This is a genomic window from Clostridium magnum DSM 2767 (assembly GCF_001623875.1).
GTDB classification, from domain to species: domain Bacteria; phylum Bacillota; class Clostridia; order Clostridiales; family Clostridiaceae; genus Clostridium_AM; species Clostridium_AM magnum.
On the sequence record NZ_LWAE01000001.1, the window covers coordinates 330,842 to 350,009 of the forward strand.

The window sequence follows — 19,168 nt, forward strand, 5'->3', positions numbered from 1 at the left end:
GAAAGGATGAATTTTTATGCCTTACTATATTATGGTTTCGATGGTGTTAGTATTAATAATATTTTTTCTTATGTTTTCCAACAAAGCAGATGCTGATGAAGAAAATATAATGGATGATGTACCTATTTTAAATGTAAGCAGAGATGAATTAGAAAAACATGCTCTAGAGATATCTAATTATGAGGCTGTTACTAAAAGAGGTAACTGTAGAAGAATGTTAGTGAGAAGTCTAGATACTAGTTACAGAAAAATATTAAAAGGTCATGATTATGTAGAAAGAGAAGTCAGAAACAAAAAAGAATTACTTCAAGCGTCAGAATGGTTATTGGATAATCTTTATATAATTCAAAGGGAATATAAAGATATAAAAAGTAATATGCCAGAGACGTATTATAAGAATCTTCCTGTAATGAGAAAAGGTATTTTAAAGGGGTATCCTAGAATTTACTATATTGCTGTAGAATTGGTGTCCCATACAGATGGAAGAGTAGATGAAGAACTCTTAGCAACTTTCATAAATGCTTATCAAAAAAATAAAATATTGACTAGTGGTGAATTATGGGCATTCCCAATAATGATAAGAATAGCACTAATTCAGAATATAAGTAAAATTACAGAAAGAATTGTATTAGTGCAAAAGGCAAGAAGAAAAGGAGATGAAATTGCAGAAAGAATTATAGATGCCTTTAACAATGAAAAAGTTACAGAAGAAATTAATAAACTTTCAGAAGAAAAAATAATATTTTCGACCACCTGTGTTGAAAGACTGTTAAAGGTATTAAGAGATAATGGAGTAGAAAACCCAATTGTATATAAGTGGATAGATAACCTGTTGGATAAACAAGAAACTAATACAGAGACATTAATAAATATAGAACATCACAAACAGTCCTCTTATCAAATATCCATAGGAAATTCTATAACAGGAATCAGAGAAATTGCAGCAGCAAACTGGAAAGAAAACTTTGAAAAGTTAAGTTATGTTGAAAAAGTTTTAAGGCAGGACCCATCACATATATACGAAAATATGGATTTTAAGTCTAGGGATTATTATAGACATAGATTGGAAAAGTTATCTAAGTACGTAAATGCCCCAGAAGCATTTATAGCAAAAAAAGCTATCGAATGTGCGGAGGAAGCGTTAGAAAGTAAAGAGTCACAGGAATTTGAGAAGCATGTTGGTTACTACATAATTGATGATGGGGTAGAGTGCTTAAAAAGTAAGATTGATTTTAAGCAAAAAGGATTTCCAGGTATAACTAGTGCATTTATAAAGGGAAATGTTAGCTTATATACAGGAACTATAGTTTTAGGAACTATAATTTTAACAAGCTTAATAATAGGAACTAGTTTAATTAATGACAATAACCCGGTATTGTGGAAATACGTAGTTATAGCAATATCACTTATAATTCCCTGTAGTGAAATTATTATTTCTATATTTAATTGGAGCATTAATAGACTAATCGATCCAAGATTTATACCTAAAATAGAGTTTAAACGTGGAATAACCGAGGAATTCAGTACTGTAGTAGTAATTCCTACCTTGTTGAATAATGTGGAAAGAGTTAAAAGCTTAGTTGACGATATGGAAGTTTACTACTTAGCTAATAAGGAAAACAATACATATTTTGCTCTACTAGGAGATTTTAAGGATAGTAACCAGGAACATGAAGATAACGATAAATTAATAATTAAAACTGCTTTGAAACTAATAGAAGACTTAAATAAAAAATATTGTAAAGATACAAAAGAAATTTTTTATTTTTTTTGCAGGCATAGAAAGTTTAATGAAAAAGAAGGTATTTGGCTTGGTTGGGAAAGAAAGAGAGGAAAACTTGAAGAATTTAATACTTTGTTAAGAGGATCTAAAAATACTAGTTATGATGTAATAAGTGGTGATATAAAAAATTTATATACTGTTAAGTATGTAATAACCCTTGATGCAGATACTCAGTTGCCAATGGGCAGTGCTAGGAAACTAATAGGTGCGATGGCGCACGTATTAAATAGACCTTATGTAGATAGTAAAAGAAAAATAGTACTGAGAGGACACGGATTAATGCAGCCTAGAGTGAGTGTAGGGAATTTAAGTGCCAATAAGACTATGTTTTCTAAGATTTTCTCCGGCGAAACAGGTCTGGATATGTATACTACCTCTATATCTGATGTATATGAGGATTTATTTGATGAAGGCATTTTTACGGGAAAAGGCATATATGATGTAGATGTTTTTAATAGCATGCTTAAAGACGAAATCCCAGAAAATGCAGTTCTAAGTCATGATTTACTTGAAGGTTCTTATGTAAGAGCAGCATTGATTACTGATGTAGAGTTTATTGATGGATATCCTGCTTATTATAACTCAAGTGCTAAAAGATTACATAGATGGGTAAGAGGAGATTGGCAGTTGCTGCCTTGGTTACTAAAAAAGACACCTCTAAATACGTTATCTAAGTGGAAGATATTCGACAATTTAAGAAGAAGTCTTTTAGCGCCATCAATTATCATACTTACAATAGTATCTTTAGGTATATTTTTTAAGCCGGATAAGTGGCTTGTAATTACATTTATTTCATTGCTGTGTCCGATACTTTTTGATGTATCAGAGGCGGTAGTATCACCTATTAAGGGAATAAGTTTATCTGGCAAGATTAATAGTGGTAAAAACATAATTGAACAGTTTTTTTTAATATTTTGTTTTTTACCCTATCAATCATACTTAATGCTAGATGCTATAATTAGAACTTTGTATAGATTAATTATAACTAAGAGAAATTTACTTCAATGGCAAACAGCAGAAGATGTAGAAGCAAGTTCAGGCAGAGGACTAAAGGATTTTATACAATTAATGTGGGTAGGTAGTGCAATAAGTATCTTTATAGGAATTTTATCATTTGATAATTCCCTTGAAACAGGGTTGCTTATGATTCCTTCTTGTGTAATATGGTTCTTTAGTCCCTGGATAGCATATAGTATAAGCAAAGAATCAGTAAGCATAAAAGAGGATTTAACTGAAGAGCAACAAGAATTACTTGGAAGATTAAGTAGAAGAACATGGGCATACTTTGAGGATTTTGTAGGTCCCAAAGATAATTGGCTTGCACCAGATAACTATCAGGAAGACCCTCCAAAGGGGATAGCAACAAGAACCTCACCAACTAATATGGGTATGGGATTAACATCTAACTTAGTTGCCTTCGATCTTGGATACATAGGAATATTAGAATTGGAAGAAAGAATAGATAAGATAGTTACTAATATGGAACTGCTAGAAAAATATAAAGGACATTTCTATAACTGGTATGATACAAGAGCCTCAAAACCTCTTTATCCTAGGTATATATCTACAGTAGATAGCGGAAATCTAATTGGATACATGTGGCTTGTAAATGAATCCTTAGAAGAATATAAAAGGATTCCTGTAATCAGAAAAGAATTGGTTTCAGGAATAATGTATACTTTGAAGCTTGCTAATTATGAGATTGAAAAAGTATTCGATATAAAGAATTTTTATGCAGATATATATGATGAATTAAGTAGAGAGGAACTCAGTGTAATATCTTGGAAGATGAAATTACAGGGACTTTGGAGAAAGTGCATAGAAATAGAAAAGAAGGAAGGGGGAAAGGATCTATATTGGAATCACAAGGCAAAACATGCCATAGGTAAATATTTAAGTGAAATTCAAAGGCTGTTTCCTTGGGTTGACCTAATAAATGAAAAATTAGATAAATCTAGTAGTTTAGCAGAAAAACTAAAAAGGTTAGCTGATCAAACTGCATTGAAGGATTTGCCAGAAGAAATAGATAACTTGCAAATTGAAGATTACTTAGCGAAATCCAAAGAAAATAAAGGTTTTATACAAGAGATAAAGCAGTTGCTATTAAGTAGTAAGAATGAAGCAGTAAGTTTAATTCAAAATATAGAAAAAATAATAAAAAGAATAAACGATATTGCTGAAAATACCAATTTCAGAATGCTTTATAATGAAAAAAGACAGCTATTCTCTATAGGATATGATGTAGAAAGAGATAGTGTAGGAAATAGTTATTATGATTTATTGGCGTCAGAAGCAAGGCAAGCAAGTTTTATAGCAATAGCTAAAGGAGATATAGAACAAATTCACTGGTTCAAACTAGGTAGAGCTATGACCGTGGCTGGCAGAAGTAAAGGGTTAGTATCATGGACAGGAACGATGTTTGAATATCTTATGCCTCTCATAATTATGAGAAATTACCCCAATACATTGCTAGATGAAACCTACAAAGCCATTGTGGAGGGACAGAAAAGTTATGGAAGACTAAGAGGAGTTCCTTGGGGAATATCTGAATCTGCATTTTACCATTTTGATATAGATTTAAACTATCAATATAAGGCTTTTGGAGTCCCAGGCATAGGGCTAAAAAGGGGGCTAGCAAATGAATTGGTAATTGCACCTTATGCTACCGTAATGGCATTACAGGTTGACTTAAGGGGAGCTCTCGACAATATAAAAAACCTTATGAAAATTGGCATGGAAGGAAGGTATGGCTTTTATGAAGCTATAGACTATACCAAAGAGAGAATTCCGTCAGATAATAAGGGAGCCCTGGTAAAATGCTTTATGGTTCATCATGAAGGTATGAGTTTGATGGCTCTGGATAACATTTTAAAAGGCAATATACTTCAAGAGAGATTTCATAAAATTCCTAGAGTAAAAGCTGCGGAACTACTTCTTCAAGAAAAGGTTGCGAAGGTAATCGTATATGATAGAGAGCAGCATTACGATAATCGAGAAGTTGTAGCAGAAAAACAAAATTTAATAGGTAGAAGATATAGCACAGCAAAAACTGAGATGCCAGAGACTCATTTAATGTCAAACGGAAGCTACTCTTTAATGATAACTAATAGCGGTGGTGGATATGCTAAAAAAGATAATATGACGGTTTATAGGTGGAGAGAAGATGTGACAACGGATAACACTGGCATGTTCTTTTATATAAAGAATTTAAATTCAAATGAATTTTGGAGTGCAACCTATGAGCCTTGTAAGGAAGAAAGTGATGAGTATCAAGTTACATTTCAGTTAGATAAGGCTGAGTTTGAAAGAAAAGATGGAAATATAAGAACTCAAACAGAGATTACTGTTTCTAGTGAAGACAATGCAGAAATAAGGAGGTTATCTATAACAAACCATAGTGACCATACAAGAGATATAGAGATTACAAGCTATTGTGAAGTTACACTTGCACCTTATAATGCAGATTTAGTTCACCCTAGTTTTAGTAATTTATTTATTAAAACTGAGTTTATAGATAATCCAGGTTGTATTATTGCTAATAGAAGACCTAGGTCAAAAGGTTCTAAAATACCTTGGATTATGCAAACAATTGCTTTAGAGGGTAAAGCTATAGGGACAGTTCAGTATGAAACAAGTAGAGCTAATTTTATTGGTAGAGGAAGAGATTTGTCAAATCCTCAGGCGATGGATAATGATAAGCAGTTAAACATGACTATAGGAGCAGTGCTAGACCCTATAATTAGCATGAGAGTTAGAGTAAGTATAGATAAGGGAGAAACCTGTAGATTAGCATATACAACAGCAGTAGGTGATTCTAATGAGCAGGTAATTCAACTAGCTAAAAAATATAGCGATATTAATAATATAAATAGGGTATTTGAACTTGCGTGGAGCTCAATACAAGTAGAAATGAATTATTTGGGCATAAAATCATCACAGGCTAATATATATCAATCTATAGCATCAAAAATTCTGTTTGTAAATACTCTGTTTAAAGATAGAACTGATTACATTAAGAATATAAGAAAAGGGCAATCCTCATTATGGTCCTATGGAATATCAGGAGACTTTCCAATAGTTTTACTTATTATAAGGGATGAAAGTCACACGGATTTAGTAAGGCAACTTTTGAAGGCGCATGAGTACTGGAGTATAAAGGGACTAAAAGTAGATTTAGTTATATTAAATTTACAGGGGACTTCTTATATTCAGCTTTTACAAGATGCAGTAAGAGATTTAATAAGTTCAAGTCATGCTAGAGATAAACAAAACAAAGCAGGAGGAGTGTTTCTTCATAATACATCAACTATTAAAGAGGAAGATGTAGATTTACTTATAGCTATATCAAGATTAGTGATAGACGGAGAAAAAGGATCATTGATATCACAAATCAAAGATACTAATGAAGAGATAGATGAGGAAGCTCAGGCTAATAATAATTTAGAGAAAGATGAAACTTTAGCAGTACATCCAAATGAAAGACTTTCAAGCAGCTATAAGTTTAAGGTTCCTGAATTATCTTATTTCAATGGTATCGGAGGATTTAATAATGAGAATAATGCATATATTATTGTGTTAAAGGATTATGAAAACACCCCTGCACCTTGGATAAATGTAGTTTCAAATAATCGCTTTGGTTTTCATGTTTCTGAAAGTGGAGTTGCTTATACATGGCATAAAAATAGTAGAGAAAATAAATTAACTACATGGTCAAATGATCCTGTTATGGATAATGAGGCTGAGGAAATTTATATAAGAGATGAAATAACAGGAGCGATTTGGAGTATATCTCCTAAACCTATAAGAGATAGTGGAGAGTATATAATTGAGCATGGTTTTGGATATTCAACCTTCAAACACGAAGCCCAGGGTGTAATAGGTGAAATGACCATGTTTGTAGATATGAATGAAAGTGTTAAGTTATGTAGAATAAAACTAAAGAATAATACAGATGAAAAAAGGGTGTTATCTGTTAGTTATTATACAAAACTTGTACTTGGAGTAACGCATGAACAAACTGCTCAATATATATATACAGACTTTAATGAGGAAAATAAATATATATATGCCAGAAATCCATATAGTGAGCACTTTGGTAACTTAATATGCTACATGAAAATGTTTGGTGGCAATGAACTTTCATATACAGGAGATAGAAAGGAGTTTATTGGTAGAGGAGGAGATTACCACAAGCCTAAAGCTTTAAAGTTTAAAAAAATGCGTAATACAGTAGGTGCCGGGTTTGATCCTTGTTTTGCACAGAATACCAAATTAACTTTAAGTAGGGGAGAAGAAAAAGAGATTTTAGTATTACTTGGTCAAGATGAAAGCTTTGATTCTATAGAAAAAGTTATAAGTAAATATGGAGACCCACAGAAAGCTAATGAAGAACTAGACAATACAAAAGCTTACTGGAGGAATTTACTTGGAACTATACAGGTAGAGACACCGGATAAGTCCATGGATTTAATGATAAATGGATGGTTAATGTATCAAGTTATATCCTGTAGATTCTGGGCAAGGACAGCATTTTATCAATCAGGGGGAGCTTATGGATTCAGAGATCAGCTTCAAGATGTAATGGCTATAGGTTATTTAGACCCTAAAATTACAAGAGAATATATAATTTATAGTGCAAGTAAGCAATACTTAGAGGGCGATGTACAGCATTGGTGGCATCCAGTTGTAGAAAGCGGAATTAGAACAAGGTTCTCTGATGATTTATTGTGGTTACCGTATGTAACTATAGACTATATACAAAATACTGGAGATTACAGTATTTTAGATGAAGAAGCTGGGTATTTGGAAGATGAACCTTTAAAAGAAGGTGAAGATGAAAGATATAATATTTCTAGAATATCTGATAGAAAAGGAACCATTTATGAACACTGTATAAAAGCAATAGAGATATCATTACGATTTGGAGAACACAATATTCCTCTTATGGGTTCAGGGGACTGGAATGACGGTATGAGTACTGTAGGAAACAAAGGAAAAGGAGAAAGTGTATGGCTTGGATGGTTCTTGTACAGTATCCTAGATAAGTTTGTAGCTTTATGTAATGCCAAAGGTGATACTGAAAAAGTTAAAAAGTATAATGAAGTAAAAGAATTTATTAGGGATAACCTAGAAAAGAATGCATGGGATGGAGGATGGTACAGAAGAGCATATTTCGATGATGGAACACCTCTAGGTTCTATGCAAAATGATGAGTGCCAAATTGATTCTTTATCACAATCTTGGTCAGTTATATCTGGAGCTGGAAAAGAATCTAGAGTTAAAGAAGCTATGGAAGCGCTTAAAAGAAATCTCATAAAAGAGGATAAAGGCATAGTAATGCTGCTTACACCTGCTTTTGATAAATCTACTAAATTAGAACCTGGATATATTAAAGGATATGTTCCAGGTGTAAGAGAAAATGGAGGGCAGTATACTCATGCATCAATATGGGTGGTATTAGCTCTAGCGAAAATGGGCGATAATAACAAAGCTTGGAGTATATTCAATATGATAAACCCAATAAATCACGCTAAGTCATATTTAAATTGCCAAGTCTACAAAGTTGAGCCATATGTTATGACGGCAGATGTTTATGCTGTAGAACCTCACACAGGCAGAGGAGGGTGGAGCTGGTACACCGGTGCTGCTGGATGGATGTATAGAACGGGTATAGAAGGTATACTTGGCTTTAGATTTGAAGGAAGTAATGGGTTTACAGTAAATCCATGTGTGCCAGATGAATGGAAAGATTACAATATATTCTATAATAGAGGAGATTGCAAGTACAAGATTCATGTCTTAAGAGGTGAAGATAAAGGTATTTGGTTAGACGGTAGCAAAGTTGAAAATAGGATAGTACCTTTCAAAGAAGCTGGAGAATATGAAGTTAAAGTGATAATTTAACTGGTGGTATATTGGCAAAGTCTATAAAAAATAATAAAATTATAAAAATAAAAGAAGGAATTTTGAACTTTGGCTAGAATTATTATTAATAGAAATAAAGTATTAGGAGGTATCTATTATGACTGAAGTTAAACAAATATATAAATGTGAGATTTGTGGAAATATCGTAGAAGTAGTTCATAGAGGTGGAGGGACTTTAACTTGTTGTGGAAAGCCAATGAGGCTCTTTACAGATAATACTGTAGATGCTGCGGTTGAGAAACACTTGCCTGTAATAGAAAGTATAACTGATGGAGTAATTGTAAGAGTTGGAGAAGTAGAACACCCTATGTTAGAGGAGCATTATATTGAGTGGATAGAGATACACACTGCAAACAAAGTATATAAAAAGTATTTAAAACCAGGTGAAAAACCAGAAGCAATATTTAAGGTAGATGAAGAAGTTTTATTTGCAAGAGAATATTGTAATATACACGGATTATGGAAAAAATAATATAAATTTTGGATGTCATGGAAGTATTCCATGACATTTTACTTTAATAAGTAAAAGTTTTCTGCTATTATAAAGTTATTTAGGTATGTCAAAAATAAAATTAGAGGTGTATAAAATGGAGAACAATAAGAAAATAATATTTAGTGGAATCCAACCATCAGGGGATTTGACAATTGGAAACTATTTGGGGGCGCTAAAGAATTGGGTTAAATTACAGGATCAGTATGACTGTTATTACTGTGTAGTAGACCTACATGCTATAACAGTAAGACAGGAGCCAAAGGATTTAAGAAAAAGAACACTTGAAGTGTTAGCGATATATTTAGCTGCAGGACTTGATCCGGAAAAAAATACCATATTCATTCAATCACATGTTTCAACACATTCAGAAGCAGCTTGGCTTTTAAATTGCTATACTTACACTGGTGAACTTAGCAGAATGACACAATTTAAAGATAAATCCAAGAGATATGGGGAAGCCACTGTTAGTGTAGGATTATTAGACTATCCTGTATTGATGGCCGCAGATATACTATTATATAATGCTGATTTAGTTCCTGTAGGAAAGGATCAAACTCAACATTTAGAAATTACAAGAGATATTGCTCAAAGATTTAATAACTTATATAGTCCTACATTTACAATTCCAGAAGGGTATATTCCAGAAGCGGGAGCAAAAATTATGGATTTGCAGGAGCCTACGAAAAAAATGTCGAAGTCTTCTGATAATCCAAATAGCTATATATTAATTATGGATTCGCCAGATGTTATAAGAAAGAAAATTAGTAGGGCTGTTACTGATACTTTAGGTATAGTTAAGTATACTGATGAGCAACCAGGAATAAAAAACTTAATTACAATAGTAAGCTCTATAACTGCAATGAATCCAGAAGAAATTGAGAAAAAATATGAAGGTCAAGGATATGCTCAATTTAAATCAGATGTAGCTGATATTATAATAAATGAATTAGAACCTATACAAAAGAAAGTTAACGAATTCTTATCAGATAAGACTTATTTAGAAAGTGTATATAAGAAGGGCGCTGAAAAGGCATATTACATTTCTAATAAGGTTCTTAGAAAGATGCAGAAGAAAATAGGTTTTATACCAAAACAGTAACTGATATAAAAAATAGGCTAGTTACCATATGGCAACTAGCTTGTTTTTTCATCTTTTAATATGAATTTATTTATTACATGGGCAACCCCATGTTCATCATTTGTCTTTGTGACATAGTTAGCTACTTTTTTTAGTTCAGGGAAGGCATTACCCATAGCTACTCCAAGACCAGCATATTGGATCATGTGAATGTCATTTCCTGCATCACCCATGCAAATTACTTCTTCTTGTTTTATTCCTAAGCTCTTAGCCAAAAGTTCTACTCCAAAACCTTTATTAACTTTTTTATTTATAAATTCAAGGAAAAATGGAGCACTTCTAACAACAGTATATTTATCGTAAACTTCTTTAGGGAGTTTTTCTATAACTTTAGATAAAATAAACTCTTTATCAATGAACATTATTTTAACTATAGTTGTAGAGTTGTCCACTTTATCGAAATCAACTATTTCTAGTGGTATATTGTTAATGTTGGACTCTAATTCACTATATTCATTAATCTTAGGGGTTATACAAGCTGTTGGAGTTAGAGCGTGGATATTTACAGATAATTTTTTACTTAGATCATATAAATATTTAAGATCATTTAGATCCAATAAGTTTTCAGCAATTATTTCTCCAGTTTTAGTATTTTGAACTACAGCACCATTAAATGCAACGGCATAGTCATCTTCTGTTAATAAGTTTAACTCTTCTAGGTATCGGCTAATTCCTTTTGTAGGTCTTCCAGTAGCTAATACTACTTTTACGCCTTTTTCTCTTGCCCGCTCTATAGCTTTAAAGTTTTCAGTAGATATCTTCTTGTTCTCATTTAACAAAGTTCCATCCATATCTAGTGCTACTAATTTATACATTGATAACCTCCTAAATTGTGTTTTGATATTGATACAATAATTATACATAGTAATAACAATAAAAGAAATGGTTCAGTTTTTTGATTATAGACTGTTGAAGTTAACTGTATAGATAATTAAACGTTTACTGTGATATAGTAATAATCTTTGATAAATTTAAGTTAGTTACTGAGTACTAGAATAAGTTCAGTTGACATCAGTACATAATAAAGTTAAAATCATTGATGAAAGCAAAAAGAGAAGAGGAGAGAAAAGCTGTGGCGGACTTAATAAATGAGATTGAAAAAAGAAGAACCTTTGCAATAATATCTCACCCTGATGCTGGAAAAACAACATTGACTGAAAAGCTGTTGTTATATGGAGGCGCAATAAGACTTGCAGGTTCTGTTAAGGCTAGAAAAGCTTCAAAGCATGCAGTATCTGACTGGATGGAAATAGAGAAGCAAAGAGGTATTTCGGTTACATCTTCAGTTATGCAGTTTAATTATGATGGATACTGCATAAACATATTAGATACACCTGGACACCAAGATTTCAGTGAGGATACATATAGAACCTTAATGGCAGCTGATAGTGCTGTTATGGTAATCGATGGTGCAAAAGGTGTGGAAGAGCAAACAAAAAAGCTTTTCCATGTTTGTTCTCTAAAGGGTATACCTATTTTTACATTTATAAATAAAATGGATAGAGAAGCTAAAGATCCATTTGAACTAATAGAAGATATAGAAAATGTTTTAGGCATAAAGTCATATCCAATAAATTGGCCAATAGGCTCAGGTGCAGATTTTAGGGGTGTTTATGATAGAAGTCAAAAGTTAGTTGAAGTTTTTAATGGCGGAAATCATGGCCAAACTGAAGTAGAGTCTATAGAAGGTAATATAGATGACCAAATATTTAATAGTCTATTAGGAGATGCCTTACATAGCAAGTTAAAGGATGATATAGAATTACTTGATGTAGCAGGGGATGAATTTGACTTAAATAAAGTAAGTAATGGTTCCCTTACCCCTGTGTTTTTTGGAAGTGCTTTGACTAACTTTGGAGTAGAGCCCTTCTTAAAGGAGTTCTTAAACTTAACTACTGCACCATTACCACGAGAATCAGATCAAGGTAAAATTGATGTGTTTAGTGAAGATTTTTCAGCTTTTATATTTAAAATTCAAGCTAATATGAATCCTGCACATAGAGATAGAATTGCATTTATGAGAATTTGCTCTGGTAAATTCAAAAAGGGTATGGAAGTTTTCCATGTTCAAGGTGGAAATAAAATTAAGCTTGCACAACCACAGCAATTTTTAGCACAAGATAGAGAAATAATTGAAGAAGCATATGCAGGAGATATCATCGGGGTATTTGATCCAGGTATCTTTAATATAGGAGACACTTTATGCTCAACTACCAATAAATTTAAGTTTGAAGGAATACCTATATTTGCACCAGAACATTTTGCAAGAGTTAAAACCATGGATACTATGAAAAGAAAACAGTTTATAAAAGGTATAACTCAAATTTCACAAGAAGGTGCTATCCAAGTATTTAAGCAATTAAATATAGGAATAGAAGAAATAATTGTAGGTGTTGTTGGAGTATTACAGTTTGAAGTATTGGAATATAGACTCAAAAGCGAATATAATGTAGATATAAAAATGGATAGGCTTCCGTACAGATATATAAGATGGATTGAAAATTCAGATATAGATGTAAATAAGCTTACATTAACAAGCGATACTAGACTTGTTAAAGATCTGAAGGAAAGAGATATTGTAATATTCCAAAGTGAGTGGGCAATAAGTTGGGCATTAGAACATAATAAAGGACTTGTATTATCTGATATTGGTAAGTCAGAATAAGTAAATATGTATTTCATAATTTAGATATAGCTTTAAAAAATATACATAAAAGGTTTAGGCTTTTATCAATCCGAGGATAAAAGTCTAAACCTTTTTATATATTACTGTATTAAATTTACATAGTAATTGTCGATGTAAGTTGACTTTATATTGTTATAGTAGTAAGAATTAAGAGGTTTCAATAGCAATATTTTACCTTTGTCTAGTACAAAATCTACTAGTTTAACAGTTCCGTAGGCAAGTAATAAACCACCAAAAACATCTATTACCCAGTGTATTTCTAGATACATTGTAGAGAATATTACACTTAAGCAAAAGAATCCCCAAACATATTTGAAAGGTTTGCTTTTTTCTCTTATAACTAATAGGAACATTGCAAAGGCTATAGAAGTATGCATAGATGGGAAACAATTCAATGTAACCCCTGCAGCAGCCTGTGGACTTAAGTTTCTTGCCAGTCCATCGGGATGTCCCAACACATACCAAACCTCTTGTAAATGAAACATAAGATAAAAAGGAGTAATTAAAAATACTTGTACAATATGCCCGGATAAACCGTATCTAAGCATCTTTTTAAAATCCTTAGAAATGGCAGCTCTATAAAGTGGCAGTAACACTGGTAATACAAATCCATTATTATAAACCATTCTTAAAAACCAAGTAAGGGTTTCAGGTTTATAGATTCTTGCAAAAGCTGCATCGTTAAAAGGAATTTGTTGAAACATAGGATTTAAATCTACTACGATGTCTTTGCTCATTTGCCAACTTAACATCTTTCCCCAAAATGTATATCCATGAACACTTATATAGGATACAAACATTAAAAAAGGAATAGCTAAAGATAAGAATGGAAGCCACTTTACATCCTTTCTAATATCTGAATAAGCTGTGAAGCAGGCAAAAGCTAACATAAATGTGTAAGCTTTATAATCAACGCCTGAGTCTGAGTGAAGAGCGATTATAATAGCTTTTCGTAAAAAATATAAGCCTATCAAAATAAAGAAATATTTATTTAATAAGTCATAGGCTTTAGCAAAGAAGTTTTTTGCTACGTCGATGGCTCTTTTTTCTATAAAATTAGACATAAATTGATCCCCTCCCAACACAAAATAAATTATATCATAGAGTGTAAGGGGAAGTATATAAGTAAATATAGTTATTGTTAGTGGTTAATTCGATTTATTTTTATATAAATAATATAAGGAGCTTAGAAAAAATTCTAAACTCCTTATATTATTTATCCGATGACTACCCGCTCTAATACTCCCATCTTCTTCAAAGTGTATGTCTCGAGCGGGTACGTCCCTGGATTCGTTCAACTAAGAATCAGATAGGGTTGAAACCCCACCTGATTCAATTTTTCACTTCATTACATATTTTTTTTTCTACCAAATAATGCATCAACTATGAAGACTACTGCTGCTACAATAAGAAGAAGGTTGATGAAACTACCTCCAATTCTAAATATTAATCCTATAAGCCAAAATAATAATACAAAACCACCAAGCCATCTTAGAAATGACATAAATATTACCTCCTAAAAAATTTATATATTTTTAGTGATAATGTTATTATTATCATTATTGCTAAAAATTATTAATAAAAATTTATTTTTAACATTGATATATATTGTATCGTTACACTTTGAAATTTTAGCAATTATTAATATAATAAGTGTTAAATGTGATTGTATTAATAAAAGGAGTGTGTGGATCGAAGATGGAACAAAAAAAGATAACTCTTAGCAATGTTAAAACACAAGATATGGTACAGGTAGCTCTTATGGCCGCATTAACCTATATATCAACAGCGGCAATTAATGTACCTATGGGGTCTATTTTAAAAGGAGTAGTTCACCTTGGAGATACTATGATTTTTTTAGCTGCAGTATTATTAGGTAGAAAAAAAGCATTTTTATCTGCAGCTATAGGAATGTGTATGTTCGACTTATTTTCGCCATATATAATTTGGGCTCCATTTACATTCTTTATAAAGGGAATTATGGCATACATTGCAGGAACTATAGCTTATAGGAAAGATTATGACGGCAATAATCTGTGGAATAATATTATTGGTTTTGCATTGGGGGGCATATGGATGATAGCTGCATATTATGTAGCAGGTGTACTTATAATGCACTTCGTAATGAATGTAGCTTTAGGTCAAGCGTTGATGCTTTCAATAGGTGAAATTCCTGGCAATATAACACAGGTGGTTGCAGGTATAATTTTAGCAATACCTTTGGGAAGGATATTAAAGAAAGCTAATGTAATAAGAAAATATTAAAAAAAGAGAGGGTAATACCTCTCTTTAACATTCTTATCTGTCTCTCATTCTATTCTTTTCTGCTTTTCTTGCTCTTCTACATTCTGGGCATCTTACTGGATCATTTTCAAATCCTTTTTCTTTGTAAAATTCTTGCTCACCCTCTGTAAATACAAATTCTTTTCCACAGTCTTTACATACAATATTCTTGTCTGCCATTGAAAAAAACCTCCTTAAAAACCATAGGACTAATATTCTTCTTGATAAATTACCTCCTATGACTAAGGAGAATAGAGTACCTTGAAAGAAATTGACCTATTAAAAATTATTTATAGAGTAAAACTCTATAAATATTATACCACGTTTTATCCAAAAAACAATATTCCAAAGGAGTATTCAAAGTAAAATGGTAAAAATGTATAATAAAACATATTAAAAAGTAGTATAAATAGTATTATAATTAAAATAAAAATATTTGCACAAAATGAGAGTATGAAGTGGAAACTTAAATCAGATGGGATTTTAAATCCCACCTGATTCTTAGTTGAACGAATCCAGGGACGTAGCCGATCTTTACTGCCGCTTTGAAGAAGATGGGAGTATTAGAGCGGCTAGTCATCGGATGAATATTTATATAATGAATTTGAGGGTGTTAATATGGATAGGAAAAAGCTTACAAACTTGCTAAAAAAAATAGAAGGCCCAAAGTTAGATTTTAAACAATATATTCAAATTGACACTGATAGTGGAAGAAAGGAACTAGCTAAAGATATATGTGCTATAGCAAATTCAAAAGGGGGAAGAGGATACCTGATAATAGGAATTGAAGATAAGACAAAGAGGATAACTGGTATAGGGGATTTAGAACTCAGTGAAGAAAAGGTTCAACAAATTATAAGCTCGAGAATCGAACCGCCGATACCAATATCTTTAGAATTTATAGAATATGAAAATAAAAAAGTGGCAATTATAAGTATATATGATGGACCACAAAAACCATATCAAATGAGAGATAACGGTGCTTTTTACATAAGAAGAGGATCTACTAATGATACAATGAGAAAGCAAGAAATAATCTCTGCTCTTCACGAAAATTTAAATTTAAATGTGGAGTTATGCCCAATACCTAATAGTGATGTAAAATGTATTGATGATAATATTGTTGATAAGTACTTTTCTAATCAAGGTATTGAAGTGAATGTAGAAAATAGAATAGACCTTATGGAAAATGCTTCAATTATATATATAGATAAAGATACGGGAAAGTATATGGTTACATTAGGTGGACTATTAGTCTTTTGTAGAAATAACAATATATACATACCACATAATATGGTCAAAATAGTTAATAAATTAAATAAAAGTGCTGAGAAAACTGTGATTGTTCAAGGGGATTTGCGTTCTATAATTAGCGAAAGTGAAAATATTCTTAAGAACTTACTACCTAAATCTTATCCTATAGAAGCAGTGTATGAAGGAATTAAGAATGCAGTAATTTACAGGGATTACACAGTGTTTTATAAAGAAATAGAAGTTATAATTGATTATAATAGTATTATTGTTACAAGTCCGGGCATATTAATAAAGAGAAGAAATACAAACTATGTAAATTATGTGAAAAGAAACATGTGGGTTTATGAAAAAGTAATTGCACTAGATAGTAAATCAAAAATTATCAATTCAGGAATGGGTTTTAAAAGAATGCAAAAAGCATTTAGAAACAAAGGTAGAGTAAATTTTATAAACTCTATTAATGATAATGAGTTTAAGGTTATATATCCTGGTGTTAAAGGTTTCAAATAAACTTCAAAATATGGCATAGCGCATATAAAAAGGATATTACATTAAAAGGTAAAAATGATATAATTATGAATATTTTTTAAATGCTTGAAAATGTATTGAAAAAATATTCTGAATATTATATAATCTAATTATAAGGATAGCACCTAAATATTAAAGTAAGGGGTGGTAAACATGATTCACGTATTTTGTAACAAAAGAGGATCAGGAAAAACAAAAGCACTTATTAACCTAGCAAATGAGAAGGCTTTGGATTCAAAAGGACATATTGTCTTTATTAATGATGACAGGAGACACTTATTTCAATTGGACACTAGAATAAGGCTCATTTCTACAAGTGAATTTAGTTTAAGAAAACAAGAAAGCTTCTACGGATTTTTGTGCGGCATACTTTCAGAAGATTATGATATTGAGACAATTTTTGTTGATGGATTGTTTAATATTATAGAAGAGAATCTTCAGAATGCGGCACATTTGTTTTACGCTCTTGAAGGTCTATCAAAGCAATACAATGTTGAGTTTTTCATAAATGTTAATGAAGAACAGGAGATTCCGGAATTTATTAGAAAATATGTAGCTTAAATTATTTGAATATTCAATTACATCGGCTATTTTTTAGAAAATAACATCAGGTTTATATACTAAGGCTGGATTTATAAAATCCAGCCTTAAATTACTTTATCCATAAAAGTAAGAATTCAAATAACCAATCTTGCATAAATTACATCATTTCAGTAAAGTATTATATGTATGTAATAAATTTTACCATAAACATATATTATGTGTATTTAAATATTGATAAAAATATACTTTATATATATACTATAACTTATAACAAGGAATGACAATTTAAAACATTAGAAAGGTAGGGATTGAAGTGGCTAGCATTTATGACACTTTATTAGACCGCGGATACATAAAGCAGGTTACTCATGAAGAGGAGTTAAGAGAGTTATTAGAAAAGGAGAAAATAACATTTTACATAGGGTTTGACCCAACAGCAGATAGTTTACATGTAGGACATTTTGTACAGATGATGGTTATGACACATATGCAAAGAGAAGGACATAGGCCTATAGCTCTATTAGGTGGCGGAACTACAATGGTTGGAGACCCAAGCGGCAAAACTGATATGAGAAAAATGCTTACTAAGGAACAGATACAACATAATGCTGAATGTTTTAAAAAGCAATTTTCTAAGCTTATAGACTTTAGTGATGACAAAGCAATAATGGACAATAATGCAAATTGGTTATTAGGGCTTAACTATGTGGAGTTTTTAAGAGAAGTTGGAGCGCTTTTTTCTGTAAATAGAATGCTTACTGCTGAATGTTATAAGCAAAGACTTGAAAAAGGATTAACTTTTCTTGAGTTTAACTATATGCTAATGCAAAGTTATGATTTCTTAGAGCTTAACAGAAGATATAACTGTGTACTCCAAATGGGCGGGGACGATCAATGGTCTAACATAATATCAGGAGTAGATTTAATAAGAAGAAAAGAGAGTAAGCCAGCATATGGTATGACATTTGCACTATTAACTAATAGTGAAGGTAAGAAAATGGGTAAAACAGAAAAAGGAGCATTATGGTTAGACCCTGAGAAAACATCTCCATATGAATTCTACCAGTACTGGAGAAACATTGCTGATGCAGATGTTGAAAAGTGTTTAGCGCTTTTAACTTTCTTGCCTATGGATGAGGTTAGAAGATTAGGAGCACTTGAAGGTGCTGAAATAAATGAAGCTAAAAAAGTTCTTGCTTATGAAGTCACTAAGCTTATTCATAGTGAGGAAGATGCACAGAATGCCAAGAATGCTGCAGAAGCTTTATTTTCAGGTGGTCAAGATATGAGTGCTGTTCCGACAGTTACTATAGACAAGGATACATTGGGATGTACTATAATAGATTTACTTGTAAGTACAAAAATATTACCATCAAAAAGTGAAGCTAGAAGATTAGTACAGCAGGGTGGACTTACAATACATGATGAAAAGATTACTGATGCAAACATGGTAGTAACAGAAGATAAATTTAAAGATGGAAGTATGTTAATAAGAAGAGGAAAAAAGAACTATAATAGAATAGTCCTTGAATAGAA

12 protein-coding genes are annotated in these 19,168 nt (G+C 31.7%); 8 read left to right on the forward strand and 4 right to left on the reverse strand.

What is annotated here, in order from left to right:
* Window positions 1–16 precede the first annotated feature (16 nt).
* The 3 genes from CLMAG_RS01680 to trpS all read left to right on the forward strand — a co-directional run bounded on the left by CLMAG_RS01680 (window position 17) and on the right by trpS (window position 10,299).
* Window positions 17–8,686, forward strand: coding sequence for a glycoside hydrolase family 94 protein (locus CLMAG_RS01680; protein WP_066617025.1), 8,670 nt, complete (start codon window positions 17–19; stop codon window positions 8,684–8,686).
* Window positions 8,687–8,804: 118 nt separating this feature from the next.
* Window positions 8,805–9,179 carry a desulfoferrodoxin gene (locus CLMAG_RS01685; protein ID WP_066617027.1) on the forward strand — a complete coding sequence of 125 codons (375 nt, stop codon included), beginning with the start codon at window positions 8,805–8,807 and terminating at the stop codon, window positions 9,177–9,179.
* A 115-nt stretch (window positions 9,180–9,294) separates the two neighbouring features.
* On the forward strand, window positions 9,295–10,299 hold the full coding sequence (gene trpS, locus CLMAG_RS01690; RefSeq protein ID WP_066617031.1) for a tryptophan--tRNA ligase: 1,005 nt from the start codon (window positions 9,295–9,297) through the stop codon (window positions 10,297–10,299).
* A gap of 35 nt (window positions 10,300–10,334) precedes the next feature.
* Here trpS and yidA read toward each other — a convergent pair whose 3' ends face one another.
* Complete coding sequence (gene yidA, locus CLMAG_RS01695; RefSeq protein ID WP_066617033.1) at window positions 10,335–11,153, reverse strand: sugar-phosphatase; 819 nt, start codon at window positions 11,151–11,153, stop codon at window positions 10,335–10,337.
* A 257-nt stretch (window positions 11,154–11,410) separates the two neighbouring features.
* Here yidA and CLMAG_RS01700 point away from each other — a divergent pair, with 257 nt between their 5' ends.
* The gene (locus tag CLMAG_RS01700; RefSeq protein ID WP_066617035.1) at window positions 11,411–13,003 is read left to right on the forward strand and encodes a peptide chain release factor 3; all 1,593 of its coding nucleotides are present in this window, start codon (window positions 11,411–11,413) and stop codon (window positions 13,001–13,003) included.
* A 101-nt stretch (window positions 13,004–13,104) separates the two neighbouring features.
* On the opposite strand, the gene CLMAG_RS01705 is transcribed toward CLMAG_RS01700, so the two are convergent.
* Together CLMAG_RS01705 and CLMAG_RS32875 are read right to left on the reverse strand one after the other, a co-directional pair.
* Window positions 13,105–14,106 (reverse strand): phosphatase PAP2 family protein, encoded by a 1,002-nt coding sequence (locus CLMAG_RS01705; RefSeq protein ID WP_423231061.1) that lies wholly within the window; start codon window positions 14,104–14,106, stop codon window positions 13,105–13,107.
* Window positions 14,107–14,372: 266 nt separating this feature from the next.
* Entirely contained in the window at window positions 14,373–14,528 is a 156-nt protein-coding gene (locus CLMAG_RS32875; RefSeq protein ID WP_169809781.1) for a DUF5670 family protein, read from the reverse strand.
* 194 nt (window positions 14,529–14,722) lie between these two features.
* On the opposite strand from CLMAG_RS32875, the gene CLMAG_RS01710 reads away from it, so the two are divergent.
* Window positions 14,723–15,289 carry an ECF transporter S component gene (locus tag CLMAG_RS01710; RefSeq protein WP_066617043.1) on the forward strand — a complete coding sequence of 189 codons (567 nt, stop codon included), beginning with the start codon at window positions 14,723–14,725 and terminating at the stop codon, window positions 15,287–15,289.
* 33 nt (window positions 15,290–15,322) lie between these two features.
* Here the strand turns inward: CLMAG_RS01710 and CLMAG_RS01715 are convergent, their stop codons facing one another.
* Window positions 15,323–15,487 carry a zinc-ribbon domain-containing protein gene (locus CLMAG_RS01715; RefSeq protein WP_066617045.1) on the reverse strand — a complete coding sequence of 55 codons (165 nt, stop codon included), beginning with the start codon at window positions 15,485–15,487 and terminating at the stop codon, window positions 15,323–15,325.
* A gap of 438 nt (window positions 15,488–15,925) precedes the next feature.
* Between CLMAG_RS01715 and CLMAG_RS01720 the strand changes: the two genes are divergently transcribed.
* From CLMAG_RS01720 to tyrS, 3 genes are all read left to right on the forward strand, one after another.
* A complete protein-coding gene (locus CLMAG_RS01720) occupies window positions 15,926–17,071 on the forward strand; it encodes an AlbA family DNA-binding domain-containing protein (RefSeq protein WP_066617052.1) in 1,146 nt (381 codons plus the stop codon).
* A gap of 171 nt (window positions 17,072–17,242) precedes the next feature.
* On the forward strand, window positions 17,243–17,650 hold the full coding sequence (locus tag CLMAG_RS01725) for a hypothetical protein (RefSeq protein ID WP_066617053.1): 408 nt from the start codon (window positions 17,243–17,245) through the stop codon (window positions 17,648–17,650).
* 295 nt (window positions 17,651–17,945) lie between these two features.
* Window positions 17,946–19,166: a tyrosine--tRNA ligase gene (gene tyrS, locus CLMAG_RS01730; RefSeq protein WP_066617058.1), complete on the forward strand. Its 1,221-nt coding sequence runs from the start codon at window positions 17,946–17,948 to the stop codon at window positions 19,164–19,166.
* Window positions 19,167–19,168: the final 2 nt, after the last annotated feature.